The organism is Leucobacter chromiisoli (assembly GCF_016522505.1).
Lineage (GTDB): Bacteria > Actinomycetota > Actinomycetes > Actinomycetales > Microbacteriaceae > Leucobacter > Leucobacter chromiisoli.
In genome coordinates, this window is the sequence record NZ_JAEHOH010000022.1 from 40435 (window position 1) to 61628 (window position 21194).

At 73.2% G+C, this 21194-nt stretch carries 18 protein-coding genes and 1 tRNA gene; 14 read left to right on the forward strand and 5 right to left on the reverse strand.

Annotation, left to right across the window (positions count from 1 at the left end):
* The first annotated feature begins 88 nt into the window (after positions 1-88).
* The gene (locus JD276_RS14235; RefSeq protein ID WP_307866589.1) at positions 89-3220 is read left to right on the forward strand and encodes an aminotransferase; all 3132 of its coding nucleotides are present in this window, start codon (positions 89-91) and stop codon (positions 3218-3220) included.
* A 3-nt stretch (positions 3221-3223) separates the two neighbouring features.
* Here the strand turns inward: JD276_RS14235 and JD276_RS14240 are convergent, their stop codons facing one another.
* The 3 genes from JD276_RS14240 to JD276_RS14250 all read right to left on the reverse strand — a co-directional run bounded on the left by JD276_RS14240 (position 3224) and on the right by JD276_RS14250 (position 5104).
* Positions 3224-3877 (reverse strand): LysE family translocator, encoded by a 654-nt coding sequence (locus tag JD276_RS14240; RefSeq protein ID WP_200116332.1) that lies wholly within the window; start codon positions 3875-3877, stop codon positions 3224-3226.
* 190 nt (positions 3878-4067) lie between these two features.
* The gene (locus tag JD276_RS14245; RefSeq protein ID WP_200116333.1) at positions 4068-4607 is read right to left on the reverse strand and encodes a GNAT family N-acetyltransferase; all 540 of its coding nucleotides are present in this window, start codon (positions 4605-4607) and stop codon (positions 4068-4070) included.
* Positions 4608-4672: 65 nt separating this feature from the next.
* Positions 4673-5104 (reverse strand): Hsp20/alpha crystallin family protein, encoded by a 432-nt coding sequence (locus JD276_RS14250; protein WP_200116334.1) that lies wholly within the window; start codon positions 5102-5104, stop codon positions 4673-4675.
* Between the two features lie 174 nt (positions 5105-5278).
* Between JD276_RS14250 and JD276_RS14255 the strand changes: the two genes are divergently transcribed.
* From JD276_RS14255 to JD276_RS14265, 3 genes are all read left to right on the forward strand, one after another.
* Positions 5279-5623 carry a MerR family transcriptional regulator gene (locus JD276_RS14255; RefSeq protein ID WP_307866590.1) on the forward strand — a complete coding sequence of 115 codons (345 nt, stop codon included), beginning with the start codon at positions 5279-5281 and terminating at the stop codon, positions 5621-5623.
* The gene (locus tag JD276_RS14260; protein ID WP_200116335.1) at positions 5620-5853 is read left to right on the forward strand and encodes an Rv3202a family protein; all 234 of its coding nucleotides are present in this window, start codon (positions 5620-5622) and stop codon (positions 5851-5853) included. Before JD276_RS14255 ends, JD276_RS14260 begins: the two co-directional genes overlap by 4 nt.
* 76 nt (positions 5854-5929) lie before the next feature.
* Positions 5930-6011: transfer RNA gene (locus JD276_RS14265), tRNA-Leu, on the forward strand.
* A 57-nt stretch (positions 6012-6068) separates the two neighbouring features.
* On the opposite strand, the gene JD276_RS14270 is transcribed toward JD276_RS14265, so the two are convergent.
* The gene (locus JD276_RS14270; protein ID WP_200116336.1) at positions 6069-7388 is read right to left on the reverse strand and encodes an SLC13 family permease; all 1320 of its coding nucleotides are present in this window, start codon (positions 7386-7388) and stop codon (positions 6069-6071) included.
* Positions 7389-7598: 210 nt separating this feature from the next.
* On the opposite strand from JD276_RS14270, the gene JD276_RS14275 reads away from it, so the two are divergent.
* The 5 genes from JD276_RS14275 to JD276_RS14295 all read left to right on the forward strand — a co-directional run bounded on the left by JD276_RS14275 (position 7599) and on the right by JD276_RS14295 (position 13114).
* On the forward strand, positions 7599-8513 hold the full coding sequence (locus JD276_RS14275; RefSeq protein ID WP_200116337.1) for an NADP-dependent oxidoreductase: 915 nt from the start codon (positions 7599-7601) through the stop codon (positions 8511-8513).
* Between the two features lie 29 nt (positions 8514-8542).
* Entirely contained in the window at positions 8543-10084 is a 1542-nt protein-coding gene (locus JD276_RS14280; protein WP_200116338.1) for a xylulokinase, read from the forward strand.
* An 87-nt stretch (positions 10085-10171) separates the two neighbouring features.
* Positions 10172-10891, forward strand: coding sequence for an acireductone synthase (gene mtnC / locus JD276_RS14285; RefSeq protein WP_200116339.1), 720 nt, complete (start codon positions 10172-10174; stop codon positions 10889-10891).
* Entirely contained in the window at positions 10888-12648 is a 1761-nt protein-coding gene (locus tag JD276_RS14290; protein ID WP_200116340.1) for a glycerol-3-phosphate dehydrogenase/oxidase, read from the forward strand. The genes mtnC and JD276_RS14290 overlap by 4 nt, the downstream gene beginning before the upstream one ends.
* A gap of 139 nt (positions 12649-12787) precedes the next feature.
* Positions 12788-13114: a putative quinol monooxygenase gene (locus JD276_RS14295; protein ID WP_200116341.1), complete on the forward strand. Its 327-nt coding sequence runs from the start codon at positions 12788-12790 to the stop codon at positions 13112-13114.
* Between the two features lie 98 nt (positions 13115-13212).
* Here JD276_RS14295 and JD276_RS14300 read toward each other — a convergent pair whose 3' ends face one another.
* The gene (locus JD276_RS14300; protein ID WP_200116342.1) at positions 13213-13971 is read right to left on the reverse strand and encodes an MBL fold metallo-hydrolase; all 759 of its coding nucleotides are present in this window, start codon (positions 13969-13971) and stop codon (positions 13213-13215) included.
* A 263-nt stretch (positions 13972-14234) separates the two neighbouring features.
* Here JD276_RS14300 and JD276_RS14305 point away from each other — a divergent pair, with 263 nt between their 5' ends.
* From JD276_RS14305 to JD276_RS14325, 5 genes are all read left to right on the forward strand, one after another.
* Positions 14235-16046 carry an HNH endonuclease signature motif containing protein gene (locus JD276_RS14305; protein WP_200116343.1) on the forward strand — a complete coding sequence of 604 codons (1812 nt, stop codon included), beginning with the start codon at positions 14235-14237 and terminating at the stop codon, positions 16044-16046.
* Between the two features lie 62 nt (positions 16047-16108).
* Positions 16109-17884, forward strand: coding sequence for a CoA transferase (locus JD276_RS14310; protein ID WP_200116344.1), 1776 nt, complete (start codon positions 16109-16111; stop codon positions 17882-17884).
* A 101-nt stretch (positions 17885-17985) separates the two neighbouring features.
* Complete coding sequence (locus JD276_RS14315; RefSeq protein ID WP_200116345.1) at positions 17986-19092, forward strand: 3-isopropylmalate dehydrogenase; 1107 nt, start codon at positions 17986-17988, stop codon at positions 19090-19092.
* A 75-nt stretch (positions 19093-19167) separates the two neighbouring features.
* Entirely contained in the window at positions 19168-20367 is a 1200-nt protein-coding gene (locus JD276_RS14320) for a branched-chain amino acid aminotransferase (protein ID WP_200116346.1), read from the forward strand.
* The gene (locus JD276_RS14325) at positions 20364-21155 is read left to right on the forward strand and encodes a fumarylacetoacetate hydrolase family protein (protein WP_200116347.1); all 792 of its coding nucleotides are present in this window, start codon (positions 20364-20366) and stop codon (positions 21153-21155) included. The genes JD276_RS14320 and JD276_RS14325 overlap by 4 nt, the downstream gene beginning before the upstream one ends.
* Positions 21156-21194: the final 39 nt, after the last annotated feature.

Below are 21194 nucleotides of genomic sequence, written 5' to 3' on the forward strand. Positions count from 1 at the left end.
GCGGAAAAGCACCCGGATCCGGTGCTCGGCGAGCATGTTCTGCCCACCCGGAGTTCTGTAGAGGCACCGAACGGGGATGGAGGGCCCAGTGACCGAATCGCACCAGGGCGGGCTGAGGCGCCCGGAGGTCTCGGAGGCGGACGCCGCGCTGATCGCGCGCGAGTGCTATGGCGTCGAGGCCGTCGCCCGTGAGCTCGGCAGCAACCAGGATCGCAACTTCGTGCTCGCGGAGGCGGACGGCGCCCGCAGCGTGCTGCGCGTCGACAACCCCGTGTTCGGGGACGAGGCGCGGGAGGCCCAGCACGCCGCGCTCGATGCGTATCGCGCCGGCGGCGTCGCGGTCCCCGCGATGCTGCCCGGGGTCGACGGCCGGACCACGCAGCGCTGGCGCGGGCTCGCCGTGCGGCGGAGCGAGTTCGTGGAGGGCGAGGCCCTCGTCGACGCGGGCTATCTCGCCCCCGTCGTGCTGCGGGAGTTCGGCAGCCTCGCCGCCGCCTCCGTGCGCGCCCTCGCCGCGCTGCGGCACCCCGGCCTCGATCGCGCCCACATGTGGGATATGCGCGTCGCCCACGCCGAGACCCTGCGGCTGGCGCCCGCGATCCGGGATCGTGCCCTGCGGAGCCGCGTGCTGGCCGCGGCGAACGCGGCGCGGGCGGCCCTCGCCCCTCTCGTCGCGGAGCTGCCGGTGCAGGCGATCCACGGCGACCTCACCGACGACAACGTGATGGGCCGGATCGGCGACGACGCGAGAGCCCACCCGTTCGCGGTCCTCGACCTCGGGGATCTCTCCTACGGGTGGCGGGTCGCGGAGCTCGCCGTGACCGCCTCCTCGATGCTGCACCACGAACCGGAGCGCCCGCTGCGCGTGCTCGACACCATCGCGGCCTTCCACCGCGGCGCCGCCCTCGGCGCGACGGAGGCCCGGGCGGTGTGGCCGCTGATCGTGCTGCGCGCCTGCCTGCTGGTCGCGAGCGGTCACCGCCAGCTCGAGATCGACGGCGGCAACGACTACGCGCGGGATCGGATCGCGGGCGAGCAGGCGATCTTCGACGCCGCCACGGCGCTGCCCCTCGCCGAGGCGACGGAGCACGTGCTCGCGCGGCTCGGCTTCCACGGCGTCGCGCACGGCGCTGGGCTGCGGCTCGCGGCGGTGCCGCGCACGCCGTCGCCGGAGCCGGGGGAGGGCGCGCCTCCGCTGCGCTCGCTCCTGCCCGGGCTCGAGGGCGGGGTCGCGGTGCTCGATCCGGGGGTGGAGTCCGAGGCGCTCGCGGGCGGCCGGTGGCTCGAAGCCGGCGCCGAGGACCGGCTTGTCGGGGAGGCGCTCGCGGACCCGCGGATCCGGGCCGCGGTCTTCCCGTACGGCGTCTACCGGCTCACTCGGGCGCGCGTCGACGCGGCCGACGCCGCGGAGACGTGGCCCATCGACACCGAGGTGCGGCTCGCGGCCGGCGCGCAGCTGGCGGTGACGAGTCCCGTCGACGCGCGCGTCGTCGTCGCGGTGCCGGGGTCCGGCGCGACGCCGGGCTCGGTCACCCTGCAGCTCGACGAGACGTGGCTGCTGACCGTCGTCGGCGTCGAACCGGCAGGGACCGGACCCGACGGGAACCGAGACGGAGGGGACGCCGGTCCCGCCGAGGGCCGCGGGGCCGAGGTGCGCGCCGGCGACGTCGTGGCGCGGGTGCCCGCATCCGGATCGCCCCGCTCGCTGACCGTCGGCCTCTGCCGCATCGACGCGATGCTCGAGATCCTCGCAGACGGCCCCGTGACGGCGGCCTCCGAGCCCGGCCGCGCCCAGCTCGTCACCCCCGAGCGCGCGACGGCGTGGCGGCGCTTCACGCACGATCCCGCGGCCCTGCTCGGCCTCGAGCCCGCGGCGCAGCGCGACGAGTCCGGCGACGAGCAGGCGCGCCGGGAGCGCATCTTCGCGAGCGCCCAGGAGCGGTACTACGAGCAGCCGATGCAGATCGAGCGCGGCTGGCGGCACCACCTCGTCGACACGACGGCTCGGGCCTATGTCGACATGGTCAACAACGTGACGGGCCTCGGCCACGGCCACCCCGGCGTCGCCGACGCGGCGAACCGGCAGATCCGGATCCTGAACACGAACTCCCGCTTCCTCTACCGCGAGCTCGCCGAGTACAGCGAGCGGCTGCTGGCGACGCTGCCCGACGCGGCGCGCACGCCGAGCCCCGACGGCGGGCGGGAGGCGCTCGACACGGTGCTGCTCGTGAACAGCGGATCCGAGGCCGTGGATCTCGCCCTGCGGCTCGCCCAGGCGGCGACGGCCCGCAGGACGATCGTCGCGCTGCGCGAGGCCTATCACGGCTGGACGATGGCGAGCGACGCGGTGACGACGAGCGCCTACGACAACCCGTGGGCGCTCGAGAACCGGCCCGACTGGGTGCACGTCGCCGATGTGCCGAACCGCTTCCGCGGCACCCACCGGGGCGAGGCCGGCGACCTCTCGGTCGGCCGCCGCTACGCCGCCGACCTCGGGGACGATCTGGACCGGCTGGCGGTGGAGGGCCGCGACGTCGCGGGCTTCATCTGCGAGTCGGTGCTCGGCAACGCTGGCGGGGTGCTGCTCCCCGAGGGATACCTCGCCGACGCCTACGCGCGCGTGCGCGCCGCCGGCGGGCTCTGCATCGCCGACGAGGTGCAGGTGGGCTTCGGCCGCATGGGCGCGAGCTTCTGGGGGTTCGAGCGCTCGGGCGCGATCCCCGATCTCGTGACGATCGCGAAGCCGATGGGCAACGGATTCCCGATGGGCGGCGTGATCACCTCGAAGCGGATCGCCGACGCGCTCGCGACCCAGGGGCAGTTCTTCTCGTCCGCGGGCGGCAATCCGCTGAGCTGCCGGGTCGGGATCGCGGTGCTCGACGCGATGCGCGACGAGGGGCTGCAGGAGAACGCCCGGGTCGTGGGGGAGCGGCTCGCGGAGGGGTTCCGCGCGCTCGCCGAGCGGCACCCGATCGTCGGTCCGGTGCACGGCGAGGGGCTCTACCTCGGCGTCGAGCTGGTGCGGGACCGCGGGACGATGGAGCCCGCCACGGCCGAGGCGGCCGCCGTCTGCGAGCGGCTCCGCGAGCTCGGGGTGATCGTGCTGACGACGTCGGAGCGCTCGAACGTGCTGAAGGTGAAGCCGCCGCTCACCCTCACCGCCGAGAGCGCGGACTTCGTGGTCGACGCGCTCGATCGGGTGCTGTCCGGCGGCTGGTAGGGGTCAGCTCCCCGCGAGCACGGCGAGGACGAGCTCGACGAGCACGACCGCGCTCACGAGGGCGAACACCCCGCCCGCCACGATGTCGAGCCAGGGCGCGGCCCTGCGGAACCAGCGCCGGAAGGCCGCCGCGGAGCAGGCGAGCGCGACCGCGAGGAACCAGGCCAGGCCCGTGAGCGACATGAGCACGATCACGACGACGCGATCCCGCAGCTCGGTGCCCGGCGGCAGGAACTGCGCGAGCAGCGCCGTGAAGAAGACGAGCGCCTTCGGGTTCGACAGGTTCGTGACGAGTCCGAGCAGCCACGGCCGTCTCGGGCCGGTCGCGATCTCTTCGGGGTCGGGGCGGCGCAGCCCGCGGATCCCGGACCGGATGCTCTGCGCGCCGATCCAGCCCAGCACGAGGGCTCCCGCGAGCTGCAGCGCGGGGAGCAGCCACGGCAGCGAGTCGAGCAGCACCGCGAGCCCCAGCACCGAGAACAGGATCCAGAGCAGATTGCCGCTCATGATGCCGAGCGCGGCGAGCACGGCGGCGCGCCGCTCGCGGATCGCGAGGCGCATGAGCAGGAAGACGTCGGGCCCCGGCATCATGACCGCCGCGAGCCAGGCGAGGGTGAGCGCGGTCCACGCCCCCGCCGACAGCCCGCTCACGATCACCCGACCATCCTGGCACGTTCGGAGAACCGGGATCGGTCGCGGCGCGGCGCGGGCCGGCGGCCGACCAGACGTCGATGCGGCTGTATCGGGCCGGCGGAGATGCGCGGTCGGCGGGTCGCGCGGTGGGTCGGTGGAGATGCGCGCTGGGTCGGCGGGGTCGCGCGGCGGGTCGGTGGAGACGCGCGGCGGGTCAGCGCTGGGGAAGCGCCGGCCCCTCGGGGAAGTCGCGGCGCGTGAGGTCGAGGAAGAGCGCATCGTCCAGGGAGCCGTCGGGGCGCACCTGGTAGTCGCGGAGAACGCCGACGCGCCGGAAGCCCATGCGCTCGTAGCTGCGGATGGCGCCCTCGTTCTTGACGTTCGGGTCGAGGGTGACCCGCGTGATCCCGGCGGCGAACTCCTCGCGGATCGCGAGGGCGAGCGCCTCCTCTCCGATGCGGCGGCCGCGGAAGGCGGTGCCGATGAAGATGTGCATCACCGTGGTCGGGTACTCCGGGTCATCGCCGCGCAGCACGACGAGCGCTCCGGCGCAGGATCCGGCGACCTCGATGATGCGCACCGTGTCGGGGTGGTCGAGGAACTCGGCGCGGATCCGCTGCGGGGTGTAGCCGACCCACCACTCGGCGACCTCGGGCTCGGTGAGGATCGCGAGGAGCGGATCCTCGTCGCGCGCCTCGGGTGCGCGCAGCGAGACGAGCGGGCCGACGAGGGGGAGTGCGGGCGGAGTGCTCATGACTGCGAGCGTAGCGGATGGGGCGCCCGCGTGGCCGCGCGCGCCCCATCCATCCGCCGGGCGGTTCAGGCGTCGATCGCCTGCCGCGGCTCGGACGAGGCGGTGACGGAGATCTTGCGCGGCTTCGCCTCCTCCGCCACCGGCACGTCGAGTCGGAGCACTCCCGCCTCGTAGCTGGCCGAGATGCGGGAGGTGTCGAGATTGTCCCCGAGCACCAGCTGCCGGCTGAAGACGCCGCGGGGGCGCTCGGCCGCGAGCTGCTCGATCTCGCCGGTCATCCCCGGGCGCTCGGCCTTGACGGTGATCACGTTGCGCTCCACGTCGAGGTCGATGGCGTCGGGCGCGACGCCGGGCAGGTCGAACTCGATGTGGAAGGTGTCGCCGTCGCGCCAGGCGTCCATCGGCATCGCGGTGGGGCGGGCGAGCGTGCCGTCGGCCCCGAACAGCTGCTGGGTGAGACGGTCGAATTCACGGAACGGGTCGGTGCGCATGAGCATGAGAGTCTCCTTTCCTGTCGCTGATCTGCGTGTCTCTCCCTCTGCGGGCTCGGCCGCCACGGGTCCGCGCATCGCGGCTCATGGCCGGTGCCGCTCCTCCGGCGTCCGTTGACCCGCCGCGTCGGTCGAACCTATAATGAGGGATATAGATTTCATAACACGAAGACGAGCGATGTGCAAGGGGTGGATGCCGTGGGGCGGTCGGGCGACGATGAGGGGGAGGCCCGCTTCGACGAGGATCGCGGGGTCTACGCCATCTCCGTGGCCGCGGAGATGGTGGGGCTGGGGGTGCAGACCCTGCGGGTGTACGAGGCCCGCGGGCTGCTCGCCCCCGAGCGCACACCCGGCGGCACCCGTCGCTACAGCGCCGGCGACGTCGAGCGCCTGCGCCGCATCGCGGCGCTGCTCGATGCGGGCCTCAACCTCGCGGGCATCGGCATGGTGCTCGCCCTGCAGGACGAGAACGCCAGGCTCCGGCGGGAGCGGGCGGACCGAGTGGAAGGACGAGGAGGACGATGACGATGGATCGACGCGATGCGACGCCCGCGACGCCGGGCCCGGATGTCGAGACCCCCGAGGCGGATCTGGCCGAGCAGCGGCTCGTGGCGGACCCGGCGGCCGACGACCGGGGCGGCGATGCGGAGGGAGCTGCAGGCGACCCGCCGGAGCTCGTGAACGAGGCGGATTGGATCGAGCAGCAGATCGATGTGCCCCACGACGACGAGGATCGCGGGGAGGCCGAGGCGTGAGCGGCGCCCGGCGCCGGGGCGCGAAGCCGCCGACCCGATAGTCTTGCGTGGAGGCCGGGCTCCGCTCGGCCTCCACGCGCGAGTGGCGGAATTGGCAGACGCGCTGGATTTAGGTTCCAGTACTTTCGAGTGTGGGGGTTCGAGTCCCCCCTCGCGCACCGTGCCGCGAAACCCGGCGTCGTCGCTGGGGGCTGGCGGCATCATCGACGACGGCGTCAGCTCAGCCAGGTGGGCACGGCCACGACGAGCCAGGCGAGCCCCGGCCCGATGAGGCACATGAGCCCGGCGTAGCCGAGCATCTTGCGGTAGTAGCGGTCGCGGACGCCGGCGTCGACGTTCGCGAGCAGCATGGCGCCGTTCGTGGAGAAGGGGCTGATGTCGACGATGGTCGCGGCGATCGCGAGCGCGGCGACGAACCCGCCGACGTGCACGTCCCCGGAGGCGAGGAAGGGGCCAGCGAGTCCGATGACCACGCCGATGATCCCGAGCGAGGACGCGAGGGCCGAGACCACGCCGGCGAGATAGAACAGCAGCAGCGCGGCGAGCAGCGGCACGCCGAGACCCATGATGCCGTCCGAGACCCACGCGACCGTGCCGGCCTGCTCGAGGACGTAGATGTAGGAGAGCACGCCCGTGATGAGCACCACGATGGGCCAGGAGACCTTCGCCAGCGCCGCCTTCCCGTCGGCCGGCCGCAGGGCGGCGAGCAGCGCGCCGATGGAGATCGAGACGATCCCGATGTCGGCTCCGAACCCGATGACGGAGACGGCCATCGCGGCGAGGCCGATGAGGGTGACCAGCTGGAACGCGGTCAGCTTCGCCACGGGGGCCGCGGCGGTGGCCGTGAGCGTCGCGCCGGATCCTGGTCCTGACCCGACACCTGCGCCGCTCCCAGCGGTCGCGCCGTCCGCACCCGCACCCGCGTCATCGGCGGCGACCGGACCCGGGCGGTGGCGGATCACCAGCCACACGACCGCGGCGAAGAGCAGGTTGAAGCCGAACGGCGCCAGGAACAGGACGAGGGGCGTGGACTCGAAGCCGTTCCTGGTGAGGTAGTCGTTGATGAAGACGCCGTAGACGCTGATGGGCGAGAACGCACCGGCGAGGGCGCCGTGCACCACGAGCAGGCCGGTCATGAACGTGTTGAGCCCGTTCCTGCGGGCGAACCGCAGGGCCAGCGGGGCGATGATGGCGACGGCGAAGAGCGCGCCGAACGCGATGAGGGCGGCGGTGAGGAAGAAGAAGATCCAGGGGGCGGCGGTCACCCGGCCTCGCACCAGCTTCACGCACCAGTGCACCAGCACGTCGATCGCGCCGTTGTTCTGCGCGAAGCCGAACAGGTAGGTCAGGCCGACCAGGGTGACGAAGAGGTCGATCGGGAACCCGGCGAGGGACGCGTCGAGATCGAGCCCGAGGCCGAGGAGGCCGAGCCCCGCCGCCGCGACGAAGCCGAGCAGGCCCATGTTGACCTCCCGCCAGGTGCCGACGACGAACATGGCGGCGAGAACGACGATGCTGATGGCTTCCAGGGTCAACGCGGCTCCATAACCTCTGTGCGGGGGAGTGGGAAGAGAACTGTGAGCAGAACAGAGCGAAGACTAGCAAACTCCGGCGCTGAGACGTCCTCGCCGCCGCGGGGCGGGCGCTCGGTGTTACGCCGCTTTTCGGGTTCCGGGAGCGACGCCTCTACACTGGAGTGGCTGTTCGCGTCTGCCGCGAGCAGCCAGGAGCGACGAGGGGTGGGCATGCGCGCGGTCGTGTATCGGGAGTTCGGCTCTCACGAGGTGCTGGGCCTCGAGGAGGTCGAGCCGCCGCCGCTCGGACGCGACGCCGTGCTCGTGCGCATCCACGCGGCCGCCGTCAATCCGGTCGACTGGAAGATCCGCGCGGGCCGCCTCGCCGGGGTGCTGGAGACCTGGTTCCCGGCGATCCCCGGATGGGACTTCGCGGGCGTGGTCGAGCGCGTCGGCCCCGCGGTCACGGAGCTGGCCGCGGGCGACCGGGTGCTCGGCTACGCGCGCATGGACGTCGTGCGCTGGGGCACGGCGGCGGAGTACATCGCCGCCCCCATCCGCACCGTGGCGAAGGCGCCCGACTCCTGGAGCCTGCAGGAGGCGTCGACGCTCCCGCTCGCCGGCCTCACCGCCTACCAGTCGCTGCACGGCGCGCTCGGGGTCGGCACCGACGACGTGCTCTACGTCAACGCCGCCGCGGGCGGGGTCGGCACCTTCGCGATGCAGATCGCGGCCGCCGCCGGCGCCACGGTGATTGCCTCGACGTCGCCCCGCAACTTCTCCTACGTCGAGGGCTTCGGAGCCCGGCCGGTCGACCGGCACGCTCCGCTCGCCGAGGGCCTCGCGAGGCACGGCCTGCGGATCACCGCCGCGTTCGACGCCGTGGGCGGCGAGGCGCTCGACGAGCTGACGGCGCTCACGCCCCGCGTGTGCTCCATCGCCGACGCCAGGGTCGGCGACGCGGGCGGCGCGTACGTCTTCGCGCGACCGGATCGCGCCGACCTCGGCTCGCTCGTCGCGCTCGCCGACGCGGGGCAGCTGCGCACCGAGCTGTCCGAGGTCTTCCCGCTCGAGGAGACCGCCGCCGCTCACGCGCTCAGCGAGCGGCGGAGCACCAGAGGAAAGATCACCATCGCCGTCGCGTGAACGCGGCGCACGGAGGAGGAAGAGCGCATATGGCCGTCACCGTTGGCGTGGACATCGGCACCCAGGGCAGCAAGGTCGGGATCTACACCCTCGACGGGATCCTCGTGGGGCAGGCGTACGCCGAGCACGAGCTCAGCTACCCGGGCCCCGGGCGGGTCGAGATGGATGCCGAGCAGATCACCGAGGCCGCCGTCCGCGCCGTCGCCTCCGCCGTCGGGCGGGCGCGGGACGCCGGCATCGCCCCCGGCGACATCGAGGGAATCTCGTTCTCGGGGATCCTGTGCGGGCAGGTGTACGTCGACGAGCACCTCGACCCGGTCCGCCCGATCATCCCGTTCCTCGACGTGCGGTCGGCCGACCTCGCCGCTGCGGCGGCCCGCGAGCTCGATCCGATCTGGATCGAGGAGTCAGGCACCTCCACCCTCGACGCCTACGCCGCGCCGTTCCCGCTGCAGTGGGTGCGCGACAACGAGCCCGAAGTCTACCGGCGCATCGCCGCGGTGCTGTCGCTCGGCCCCTTCGTGGCAGCGAGGTTCGCCGGCTTCGGCGCCCGCGACGCCTACGTCGATCCGACCCACCTGTCGGGCTGGGTCGTCGGCTGGGATGCGCGCTCGAAGGGCTTCTCCGAGCGGCAGTTCGAGCTGTTCGGCCTGGATCCCGCGCACGCGACGCGCGTCGTGCCCTCGTCCGAGGTCGTCGGAGAGGTGACCTCCGAGTTCGCCGAGCGCACCGGGATCCCCGCGGGCACGCCCATCGTCGCCGGGGCCGGCGACGTCATGCAGTCGAACCTCTCGAGCGGCCTGCTGCGCGCGGGGCAGGCGGCCGACGTCGCCGGCACCGCCAGCATCCTCACCCTCGGCGTCGACGGGATCGTGCCCTCGGTGAGCCGGATCCCGGGGATGCTCTACTCGCTCGGCACGATCGAGGGCCAGTCGTTCTACTGGGGCTACGTGCGCGCCGGCGGCCTCTCGCTGCGCTGGTTCCGCGACCGGGTCTCCGGATCCGCCCCCGACGACGCCGCGTACGCCGAGCTCGATCGGCGCGCGCAGGGCGTGCCCGCGGGCAGCAACGGAGCGCTCTTCATGCCGTATCTCTCGGGCGGCAACCCCGACAACCCCGACGCGTCGGGCACCTGGCTGGGCCTCGACGCCGGTGCGGATCAGGCGGTGCTGTGGCGCTCCATCCTCGAGTCCATCGCCTACGAGTACTCGGACTTCCTGGGCGAGTTCGCGGCCGCCGGCCTGCCCGTCTCCGAGGTGCTCGTCACCGGGGGCGGGGCCCGCAGCGCGATCTGGAACCAGATCAAGGCCGACGTCATCGGCGTGCCCTGGCGGGTGCCGAGTCGCGGGGACGGGGCCGTCCTCGCCGATGCGGCGCTGGCGAGCGTCGGCATCGGCCGGGCGGCGTCGCTCGAGTCGCAGCTGGGCGAGTGGCTCGCCGGCGGCGCCGGCTTCGCCCCCGATCCCGCCGCCCACGAGCGGTACCGGAGGCTCGGGGCGATCCGCGAGGAGCTGCTCGGCGGAGCGCTGCGCGACGTCTTCGCCGCCGCCAGGCGCCTGCGCGAGAACTGACCCCGAACGGCCCGCGCGCCGTATGAGAACCGCGTCCGTCGGCCCGCCGGCGCGAAGCGCATCCGCACCAGAGAGGAACGAGACCGCATGAGCGACACCGTGAGCATCGAGAAGCCGACCGCCGTCGTCCTGGACATCGAGGGCACGACGTCGTCGACCTGGTTCGTCCACGAGACCCTGTACCCCTACTCCCGCTCCCGCTTCGCGGAGGTGCTCGACGAGCGGGCCGACCACCCCGACGTCGCCCGCGCTCGCGGGCAGATCATCGAGCAGGGCGGTCTCGGAGCCGACGCGACGACGGAGCAGCTCGTCGCGACGCTGAACGGCTGGCTCGACGCCGACGAGAAGCGCACCCCGCTGAAGACGCTGCAGGGCCTGATCTGGGCCGACGGGTTCGCATCGGGCGACCTCACCTCGCACTTCTTCGACGACGCGATCCCCGCGATCCGCCGCTGGCACGACGCCGGCATCGACCTCTACATCTTCTCCTCCGGATCGGTGGCCGCGCAGCGGTCGTGGTTCGGCCACACGCCCGAGGGCGACCTGCTCCCGCTCATCAGCGCCCACTTCGACACCGAGAACGCGGGCCCCAAGCGGGAGGCGCGCTCCTACCGCGCCATCGCCGAGCAGATCGGAGCGGAGCCGGAGCGGATCGTCTTCCTCTCCGACCTCGCCGCCGAGCTCGACGCCGCGCAGGAGGCCGGCTGGCGCACCGTGGGAGTGCGCAGGAAGGGCGACCAGCACTACGACGCCGGGGTGGCCGGCCACCCCGAGATCGCATCCTTCGCGCAGGTGGCCTTCCAGTGACCCCTCCGCCCGCTGCACTCCCGTCGCCGTCGGGCGCGCGCGACTTCGGCGCGCTCGACACCCCGTTCGACGTCATCGTCATCGGCGGAGGCATCTCCGGCGTGCAGATCGCGAGGCACAGCGCGGGGCGGGGCTTGCGCACGCTGCTGCTCGAGCGCGACGACTACGGATCGGGCACCTCCTCCGCGACGACGAAGGCGATCCACGGGGGGCTGCGCTACCTCGAGCAGTACGAGTTCGGCGTCGTGCAGGAGTCGGTCACGGAGCGCCGCAACCTCGGCATCGCCGCACCGCACCTGGTCGCGCCGCAGCGGTTCCTGCTCACCGCATGGGACTGGTCGAAGCCGCCGGCGCCCGTGCTGGGGGCGGGCGTCGCCCTCTACGAGGCGATGGCGTGGCGCCGCAACATGGGCGTGCCGAAGGACGTCCGGGCGCAACGCTTCCGCTGGGTGGGCAAGAACGCGCTCCTGCGTCGAGTGCCCTGGCTCGATCCCGCGGGCCTGCGCGGTGCGTGGGCCCACGACGACTCGCTCTCCGTGCATCCGGAGCGCCTGCTGCTCTCGCTCGTGCGCTCCGCGGCCGATCTGGGCGCCGTCGCCTTCAACCACGCCGAGGTCGTCGGCCTCGTCACCGATCCCGGTCCCGCGGATGCGGCGACGGGCGGCTCAGCGCGCACCGCGGCGACGGCCCGCGTGACGGGCGCGCGGATCCTCGACCGGCTCACGGGCCGCGAGCACGTCGCGCGATCCCGCGTCGTCATCAACGCCGCCGGTCCCTGGGTGGATCGTGCGCTCGGCGATCTCGCCGAGCAGTCGGGCATCCGAGTGCGGCAGGCGAAGGGCGTGCACCTCATCATGGGGAGCCTCGGGCAGACCGACGCGCTCTACGCCCGCGGCAAGAACGGCTCGCACTTCGTCGTCAACCCGTGGCAGGGACGGTCGCTCGTGGGGCCGACCGACACCGCGATGGACGGCGACGCCGACAGCGCCGAGACCACCGCAGACGACATCGAGTACCTGCTCGAGACGATCAACTCCGTCTCCTCGAGGCGGTTCACCGCCGACGACGTCGAGTCGACCCTGGTCGGGGTGCGCCCGCTCGTCGACGACGGCAAGCCGACCTATCGGGCGTCGCGGCGCTTCGACATCCACGACCACTCGGAGCGCGGCCTGCCCGGCGCCTACTCGGTGACCGGCGGCAAGTGGACCACCGGCCGCGCGATGGCCGCCCAGGTCGTCGAGCGCATCGTGAGGTCGGAGCCGTCGCTGCCGCCGACCCGAGATTTCGACTCGCGCACGCTCCCCGTGGCGGGCGCGTTCGGCGACTACGGATCCGTGGAGGCCGCGTTCGAGTCGGCCCTGCTGCGCCGCCCCGACGTGCAGCTGCCGCGGGCGGTGCGCCTGCACCTCGCGCGCATGTACGGCACGGAGCACGAGCGGATCCTCGACCTCGTGGCGGCCGATCCGGCGCTGGGCCGGCGGGTGTCGGATCGGCCGGACCGCCTCGACATCGCCGCTCAGGCCCGGTACGCGGTGGCGGCCGAGGACGCGTGGACGCTGCGCGACGTGGTCGACCGCCGTCTGGCGCTCGGCACGCTGGGCACGGTGACCGAGTCCGAACTGCGGGCGGTGACGGCGGTCATCGCGGAGCCGCTCGGCTGGAGCGACGCCGACGCCGACGCCCAGGTGGGCGAGTATCTCGAAGCGCAGCGGCGGATCCAGGAGGTCATCGCGGCGGTGCGCGCCGCGGGCGGTTGAGCCCGGTCCCGCGGGGCTCCTGGCGGCCGCCGGAGGCTGTCGATCGACGGGCGGTCCCGTGGGGCGGGAGACACACGCATCGAAAGTCGAAGAAGGAGAGCGGGCCCCGGAGGCGGCTCGCGGAAGGAGAGGTGGCGAGATGTACTTCATCGTCGTGAAATACCAGGTCAAGCCGGAGTACGCGGAGACGTTCGTCGAGCGGAACGCGGAGTTCACCGCGGCCACCCGTGCCGAGCCGGGCAACCTCTGGTTCGAGTGGTCGCGCAGCGTCGAGGATCCGAACGAGTTCGTGCTGGTGGAGGCCTTCGCCGACGACGACGCTGCGAGCGCGCACGTGAACTCCGAGCACTTCCCGAAGGGGCTCGAGACGATGCGCCCGATGCTGGTGCGCACCCCGCGCATCGTGTCGCGCAAGGTCGGGGGCAGTGGCTGGGACGAGATGGGCGAGCTCAAGATCGAGGCGTAACGCGCGGCGGGGCGGAGCGCCGCCCACCGTTCCTCCGCCGCCCCGCCGTCATCCGCGGGTCGCGGTCGCGGGGGATCGCCGGCCGTGCTGCGCGCGGATCACCAGCCGCGCGCTCGCCACTCCGGCAGCGCGGGGCGCTCGGCGCCGAGGGTGGTGGCCTCGCCGTGACCAGGATAGACCCGGGCACCGTCCGGGTAGCGGTCGAACAGCTTCTCCGTGACGTCGCGGTACAGCCGGTCGAAGCGCTCGGGGTCGCCCTCGGTGTTGCCGAGACCGCCGGGGAACAGGCTGTCGCCGGTGAAGAGCAGCGCAGGGTCGCCCGCGACCGTGGCGAAGGTCACCGAGCCGGGGGTGTGGCCCTGCAGGGCGATCACGTCGAGCACCAGGCCGTCGACCTCGAGGCGGTCGCCGTCGTCGAGCAGCAGGTCGGCGGAGACCCCGCGCTCCTCGAGCAGTCGGGCGGCATCGGCGCGACCGATGGCCACCTCGGCTCCGGTCGCCGCGGCCAGCTCGGCGACCGCCCGGGTGTGGTCCCAGTGGGCGTGCGTCGTGGCGATGAACCTCAGACGGGCCGGCGTCCTCGCGCTCCCGGCGTCCGCCGTCCCGGTGCTCGCGGTCCCGGCGCCCCTGGACACCGCGCTCGCGGTCCCGGCGTCCGCGGTCGCCGCGTCGGCGCCGACGTCGTGGGCCCCCTCCCGCAGCAGCGCCTCCAGTGCGTCGGCGTCGTCCGCCGCGTCGATGAGGATCTGGTCGCCGGAGCGCTTCGCCGTGATCAGGTAGACCGCGTTGTTCATCTCCGAGACGAAGAGACGGCGCACGGTGCAGTCGGGGCGGTCCTCGATGATCTGCGACGGCATCGCGGTTCTCCTCTGCGTCGGGGTCGGTCCGGATGCCCCCAACGGTACCCGAGCCTCGGCCCGGATGCGTCCGAGCGCGATGCATCGAGCAATCGTGCGCGAGGGGGACGCCGATCTCGGGCGAGATCGAGCCTGCAGCGGTGGGGCCGTAGGAGATCGAATCGCACCCGCCGTCACGACCACGGGTGCGCCTCCGGAACCGGCCTGTAGGCGAGCTGCCGCGTGAATCCGCCGATGTCAGTGGCTCATGGTGTGATACCGGTATGGACCACTCGACCAGCTTCGACCCGGCTGTGACCGAGCGCGTGGCCGAGCCCGAGCTCAAGCCCGTGGCTGAGCCCGAGCCCGAGCGCGTGGCCGAGCCCGAGTTCAAGCCCGAGACCGCGACGCATGATGCGGGCGCGTCGGGGGCGGCGAGCCCGTATGTCGCAGCGCTGTCGTCCGTGGTGTCGCAGTTCGAGGACGCCGAGCGTCGGGTGCGCGAGGCCGAGGCCGAGCGGCTGCGGCTGCTGGCCGCGGCGTTCGACCTTGCGGCGGCCGAGAGCGAACGGACCATCGCCTCCACGCCGATGGGCGAGCACGCGGAACTCGCCTACCGCGCCGTGCGGGCGGAGGTGGCGTGCGCGCTCGGCATGAGCGAACGAACGGTCGAGCGCCAGATGGACCACGCGCAGACGCTGCTGCGCGACTACCCGCGTGTGTTCGAGGCGTTCCGCTCGGGCCGCCTCTCGCACCGTCACGCCGCGGTCGTCGTCGAGGCCGGCGGAGTCATCGGCCCGGGAACGGGAGCCGACGCGACCCTCCGCCGCGGCGCCTACGAACGGGCCGTCCTCGAGGTCGCCGTCCGGGAGACTCCGGCGAGGCTGCGCCCGATCGCCCGACGCCTGGCCGAGCAGCACGCGGAGACATCGATCGAGGAGCGCCACGCCGAGGCCCGCGCGCGTCGCCGCGTGTTCGTCGTCGATCATGAGGACGGCATGTCCGATCTGGTCGCCCACCTTCCGGCGACGGAGGCCCACGGCGTCCTCGACCGCCTCACCCGGATGGCTCGGCAGGTTGCGAGCGGCGACTCGCCGGTGTCCTTCGACGCGGCCGGGGCTCCGTCCGAGGGCGACGGGCGGCAGGGCCGGGGCGCACCGCGGATGCTGAGCCGGCGCACGCGCGAGCAGCTGCGCGCCGACATCCTCGCCGATCTCCTGCTCGCGGGCGTCGCCTCCGGGCCCACGGGATCTGGCTCCTCCGTCGGGTCGGGATCCTCCCGCCAGCCGGAATCCGCAGGGGGCTCGGGCCCGCATGAGCGCGAGCCGGACTCCTCCGGCGGGTCGGGCCCCTCCGGCGGACCGGGCTCGCATGAGCGCGCTCCGGAGCGACCCGCCTCTTCGGATCGTTCTGCCTTTCCGGATGGCCGCGCCCTCTCGGAGTTCTCTGGCGCGGGAATCCGCTCGATTCGCGCGCGAGTGCAAGTGATCGTGCCCGTCGGGGCACTGCTTCCCGATCCCGAGCCGCCACTCGAACCACCCGGTTCCGAGCCGCCACCCGAACCACCGGCGCTCGGAGCGGCCTCGGCGCCGCCGTCCTCCGGGCTGCCGTCCGGGCTGCCGTTCCCCGGCCCGCCGTCCTCCGGGCCGCCGGCGGCATCCCCGCTGTCGGACACACCCGTCCTCGAGGGGTACGGCCCGATCGACATCGCGACGGCGAGGGTGCTCGCGGGGCGGGCGGAGAGTTGGGAGACGGTGCGCGTCGATGCCGCGAGCGGAGCCGTCCTCTCCGTCGAGCGCTACCGGCCCTCGGAGGCGATGCGCCGGTTCCTCGGCGCGAGGGACCGCCACTGCCGGTTCCCCGGATGCCGGGTTCCGCTGCACCGGTGCGATATCGACCACACGGTCGACGCCGCGCTGGGAGGCCCGACGTCCACCGAGAACCTCGCCCACCTCTGCAGAGGCCACCACGTGCTGAAGCACCGCACCGGCTGGCGCGTGCGGCAGCTCGACGGCGGCGTGCTCGAGTGGACCTCGCCGACGGGGCGCGTTCACCGCGACCGTCCGCAGCGCCACACGCCGGTCGCTCCCTTCTGAGTTCGCAGCGCCTGCTCTCGCACCCATTGCTTTTCTCGAACACCGCGCCGAAGATCGTCGATATGGACGGCGATTTCACCGAGGCGATCTCCCTGCTGTGGTGCGCGACCGGTGCTCCGAACACGGACATGGACACGGGCACGGGCGCAGACCCGGAAGCGAGCCGGGGCGCGGACATGGACGCGGCGGCCCGCGACGCAGCGCCCCTCGATGGAGCACCCGGCGACGCAGCGTACGATGCAGCGTACAGCGATGCGGCGGCCCGCGAGGCAGCACTCCGCATCATGGCGCCGACCACCACCGGGCCGCGGACGGTGCTGCCCTCGGCCTTCGACGTGACCGGGCTGGCCACCGGGGCGGTCGCGGCCGCCACGCGGGCCGTCGCCGAGCTCCACGCCGCTCGCTCCGGCGCGCCGGTGCCGCCGACCGCGGTCGACAGCCGCGAGGCCTGCGCGGCCTTCGCCTCGGAGCGCCTGTTCCGGCCCACGGGCTGGACGCTGCCGCCCCTGCGGGAGGAGCTCACGGGCGACTACGCCGCCGCCGATGGGTGGATCCGCCTGCACACGAACTACGCTCACCACCGGACCGCGGTCGAGCGGGTGCTCGGCGCCCGGACGCGGGAGGACGTCGAGCAGGCGGTGAGCTCGCTCCCCGCGGAAGAGCTCGAACGACGGATCGTCGAGGCAGGGGGAGCCGCTGCGGTCATGCGCGACCGGGTCGACTGGCTCGCCTCGCCGGCCGGCCGTGCGGCCTCCGCGGAGCCGCCCGTGCGCATCGAGGCGCAGCCGGTCTCCGGGGAGCCGCGATGGGTCTGGCGCGGAGAGAGCGCCTCCGCGCGATCCGGACGCCGGGGGGACACCGGGGACCCGGGGGACCCGGGGATCGCCGGTCGATCCCGTGCGGCATTCGGTGGCGCCGCCCCGCCGCTCGCCGGGGTGCGGGTGCTGGATCTGACCCGCGTGATCGCCGGCCCGGTCTGCACGGCGGTGCTCGCGGCGTACGGCGCCGAGGTGCTGCGCATCGATCCGCCGGGCTTCGCCGAGGTCCCCTCGCTGCTGCCGCTGACGACTCGGGGCAAGCGGAGCGCCTTCCTCGACCTCTCGGACTCCGACGACCGGGGCGTCTTCGAGGGGCTGCTCTCCGAGGCCGATGTGCTGATCTGCGGCCTGCGGCCCGATGCCCTGGGTCGCCTCGGGTACGACGACGCGGCGCTCGAGTCCAGGCATCCGGCCCTGACGGTCGCCCGCCTCGACGCCTATGGCTGGGAGGGTCCCTGGAGCCTGCGGCGGGGTTTCGACAGCCTCGTCCAGATGAGCTGCGGCATCGCCGCAGACGGCGCGGCCGCAGCCGCCGGTGCGGCCGCAGCCCCCTACGCAGCCGCGGGAACGGCCGCGGCGACCGGCGCCGCGCCGCGTGGAGGACGCCCGGTTCCGCTGCCGGTGCAGGCGCTCGACCACGCCTCGGGCTGGTTGCTCGCCGCAGCCGTCGTGAGAGCTCTCACGCGACGGCTCGCCGATTCCACGGTCTCGCGCATCCGCGCCTCGCTCGTCGGCACCGCCGAGCTCCTCTACGCGCTGCCGTCGCCGCGGCCGAACGGGAGCGGACGCGCCGCGGACCTCGCCGCCGTCCCCTTGCTCGCCGTCGATCTCGCCCCCGAATCCGCGACCGCCGCGATCGCTCCGGACCTCGAGCCCGTCGCCACCGCGTGGGGCCCCGCCCTGCAGGCGCCCATGCCGGGGCTGATCGACGGGATCCGGGCGGGCGGCGAGGGGGACCGCCGGCGGGACGGGCGGGAGCAGGCCGGCCCCCTCGGGCGGCACGCGGCGGTCTGGGGCTGACCCGCCGCAGAGAGTAGGCTTGAATCCGCGACTCCGGCCCGAGAGGCGGACGAGACGAAGCGCGCGACGACGCGACCGACGAGAGCGAACGAGGAGCCCCAGTGACCCGCACCATCAAGCTTGCAGTGATCCCCGGTGACGGCATCGGCCCGGAGGTGGTGGAGCAGGCGAACCGCGTGCTCGACGCGGTGCTCGACGGCGGGGATGCGGTGCTGGAGCGGACGGAGTTCCGACTGGGGGCCGAGCGCTACCTCGACACCGGCGACACGCTGCCCGAGGCCGAGCATGCCGCGATCGCCGAGCACGAGGCGATCCTCTTCGGCGCCGTCGGCGGCGTGCCGGGCGACCCCCGCCTCACGGACGCCAACATCGAGCGCGGTCTGCTGCTGAAGCTGCGCTTCGACTTCGACCACTACGCGAACGTCCGTCCCTGCACCCTGTTCCCGGGCGTCGCGTCGACGCTGGCGAACCCCGGCGACGTCGACTTCGTCGTCGTGCGCGAGGGCACCGAGGGGCCCTACGCGGGCAACGGGGGCACGCTGCGCCCGGGCACCCCCGCGGAGGTCGCGACCGAGGTGTCGGTGAACACGGCGTTCGGCATCGAGCGCGTCGTGCGCCACGCCTTCGAGACGGCGGCGAGGCGCCCCCGCAAGAAGCTCACCTGGGTGCACAAGACGAACGTGCTGGTGCACGCCGGTGCCGTCTGGCAGCGCATCGTGCGGGCCGTGAGCGCCGAGTACCCCGAGATCGCCGTCGACTACATGCACGTCGACGCCGCGACGATCTTCATGGTCCAGGATCCTGCGCGATTCGACGTCATCGTGACTGATAACCTGTTCGGTGACATCCTCACGGACCTGGCCGGCGCCATCGGCGGCGGCATCGGGCTCGCCGCGTCGGGGAACATCAACCCCGACCGCACGTTCCCGAGCATGTTCGAGCCCGTCCACGGCTCTGCTCCCGACATCGCGGGGAAGCAGCAGGCGGACCCGACCGCGGCGATCCTGTCCGCAGCCCTCATGCTCGATCACCTCGGCCTCGGCGCCGAGGGCGACCGCGTCCGCGACGCGGTGCGCGCCGATCTCGCCGGCCGCGGCGCGGCGAAGCGGAGCACCGCGGAGATCGGCGACGCCGTCATCGGCCGGCTCGCGCCTCGCGACGCCGGCGCTCACGGCGACGCCGGCGCTCACGGCGACGCCGTCGCCTAGGCGGATCCCGGTCGCGGGTTCAGACCACACCTCAGCTGCGAACAGCGCAGCACTCCCGAGAAAGAAGCGCACGTCATGACTGACCTCGCATTTGCCCACACCGAAGCGACGCGCCTCCCCGAGGATCAGCGCCGCGCGATCCTCGCGGACCCCGGCTTCGGAAACCACTTCACCGACCACATGGTCTCGATCGAGTGGACGAAGGAAGCGGGCTGGCACAACGCGAGCGTCGTCCCGTACGGCCCGATCCAGATGGATCCGGCCTCGTCGGTGCTGCACTACGGGCAGGAGATCTTCGAGGGGCTCAAGGCGTACCGCCGCCCCGACGGCTCGATCGTGACGTTCCGCCCCGACGCCAACGCGAAGCGGATGAACGAGTCCGCGCGTCGGCTGGCGCTGCCCGAGCTCCCCGAGGAGCTCTTCGTCCAGGCGATCCGCGAGCTGGTGCGCGTCGACGCCGACTGGGTGCCGACGTCGCCCGATCAGAGCCTCTACATCCGGCCGTTCATGATCGCCGACGAGAACTTCCTCGGTGTGCGCTCGGCCCACCGCGCCCGCTTCATGGTCATCGCGAGCCCGGCCGGTCCGTACTTCACGGGCGGGGTGAAGCCGGTGTCGATCTGGCTGTCCCAGGATCTCTCCCGGGCGGGTCGGGGCGGCACGGGGGCGGCCAAGTGCGGCGGCAACTACGCGGCCTCCCTGCTGCCCCAGGACGAGGCGGCGAGGAACGGGTGCCAGCAGGTGCTGTTCACCGACTCCGCGACGGAGGACACGATCGACGAGCTCGGCGGCATGAACCTCTTCCTCGTGCGCGCCGACGGCACGCTCGTCACACCGAGGCTCAACGGCAACATCCTCGACGGGATCACGCGCAAGAGCCTCATCCAGCTGGCGAAGGATCGCGGCCACGCCGTCGAGGAGCGCGAGATCACCGTGAGCGAGTGGCGCGAGGGCGCGGCCGACGGGTCGATCGTCGAGGCCTTCGCCTGCGGCACGGCCGCGGTGATCACGCCGATCGGAAGGCTCAAGTCGGCGGACTTCACGATCGACTTCGGGGATCGCGCCCCCGGTCCGCTCACCATGTCGCTGCGCGAGGAACTCACCGGCATCCAGTTCGGAACCACCGAGGATCGCTTCGGCTGGCTCGACGTGGCGGTCCCCGACGGCTCGAGGAGCGCGACCGGCGACACCGCGACCGTGAACACCGCGACCGTGAACACCGCGACCGGCGACGCCGAGGTCGGCGACGCGCGGACCCAGGCGGTCGCCTCGTGAAGGTGGCGCGCTTCCAGGCCGAGAACGAGATCTCCTACGGCGTCCTCGACGAGGCCGAGGGCGGCGGCGTCGAGCTCGTCGAGCTCGTCGCCGACCCCCTCGTCGCGGGCTTCGACACGACGGGCCGGCGATTCCGCCTGGAGGACGTGCGGCTGCTCGCCCCGGTGATCCCGCGCTCGAAGGTGGTATGCGTCGGCAAGAACTACGCCGACCACGTCGCCGAGATGGCCGGGGTGACGGGCGAGGGCGCGGAGGCGCCGACGGAGCCGCTGCTCTTCCTCAAGCCGAACACCTCGGTGATCGGCCCCGGCGACGACATCGTGCGCCCGGCCATCTCCGACCGCGTCGAGCACGAGGGCGAGCTCGCCGTCGTGATCGGCGCGATCGCGAAGAACGTCGCGGAGGAGGACGCGCTGCAGTACGTCTTCGGGTACACGTGCGCGAACGACGTCACGGCGCGCGACCTGCAGATCAAGGACGGCCAGTGGACGCGGGGCAAGGGCTTCGACACCTTCTGCCCGCTCGGCCCCGTCATCGAGACCGAGCTCGATCTCGCCGACACCGAGGTGACGACGCGCGTGAACGGAGAGGAGCGGCAGCACAGCTCGACCGCGCTGCTCCTGCACAGCGTCCCGCGGATCATCGCCCACGCGTCCGAGGCGTTCACGCTGCTGCCCGGCGACGTGATCCTGACCGGCACGCCCGAGGGGGTCGGCCCGCTGGAGCCCGGCGACACCGTCGAGGTGGAGGTCGAGGGGGTCGGGATCCTGCGCAACGCCGTGCGCTGAGGCGGGATCTTCCGCAACCCCGCGTCATCCCGCGATCCT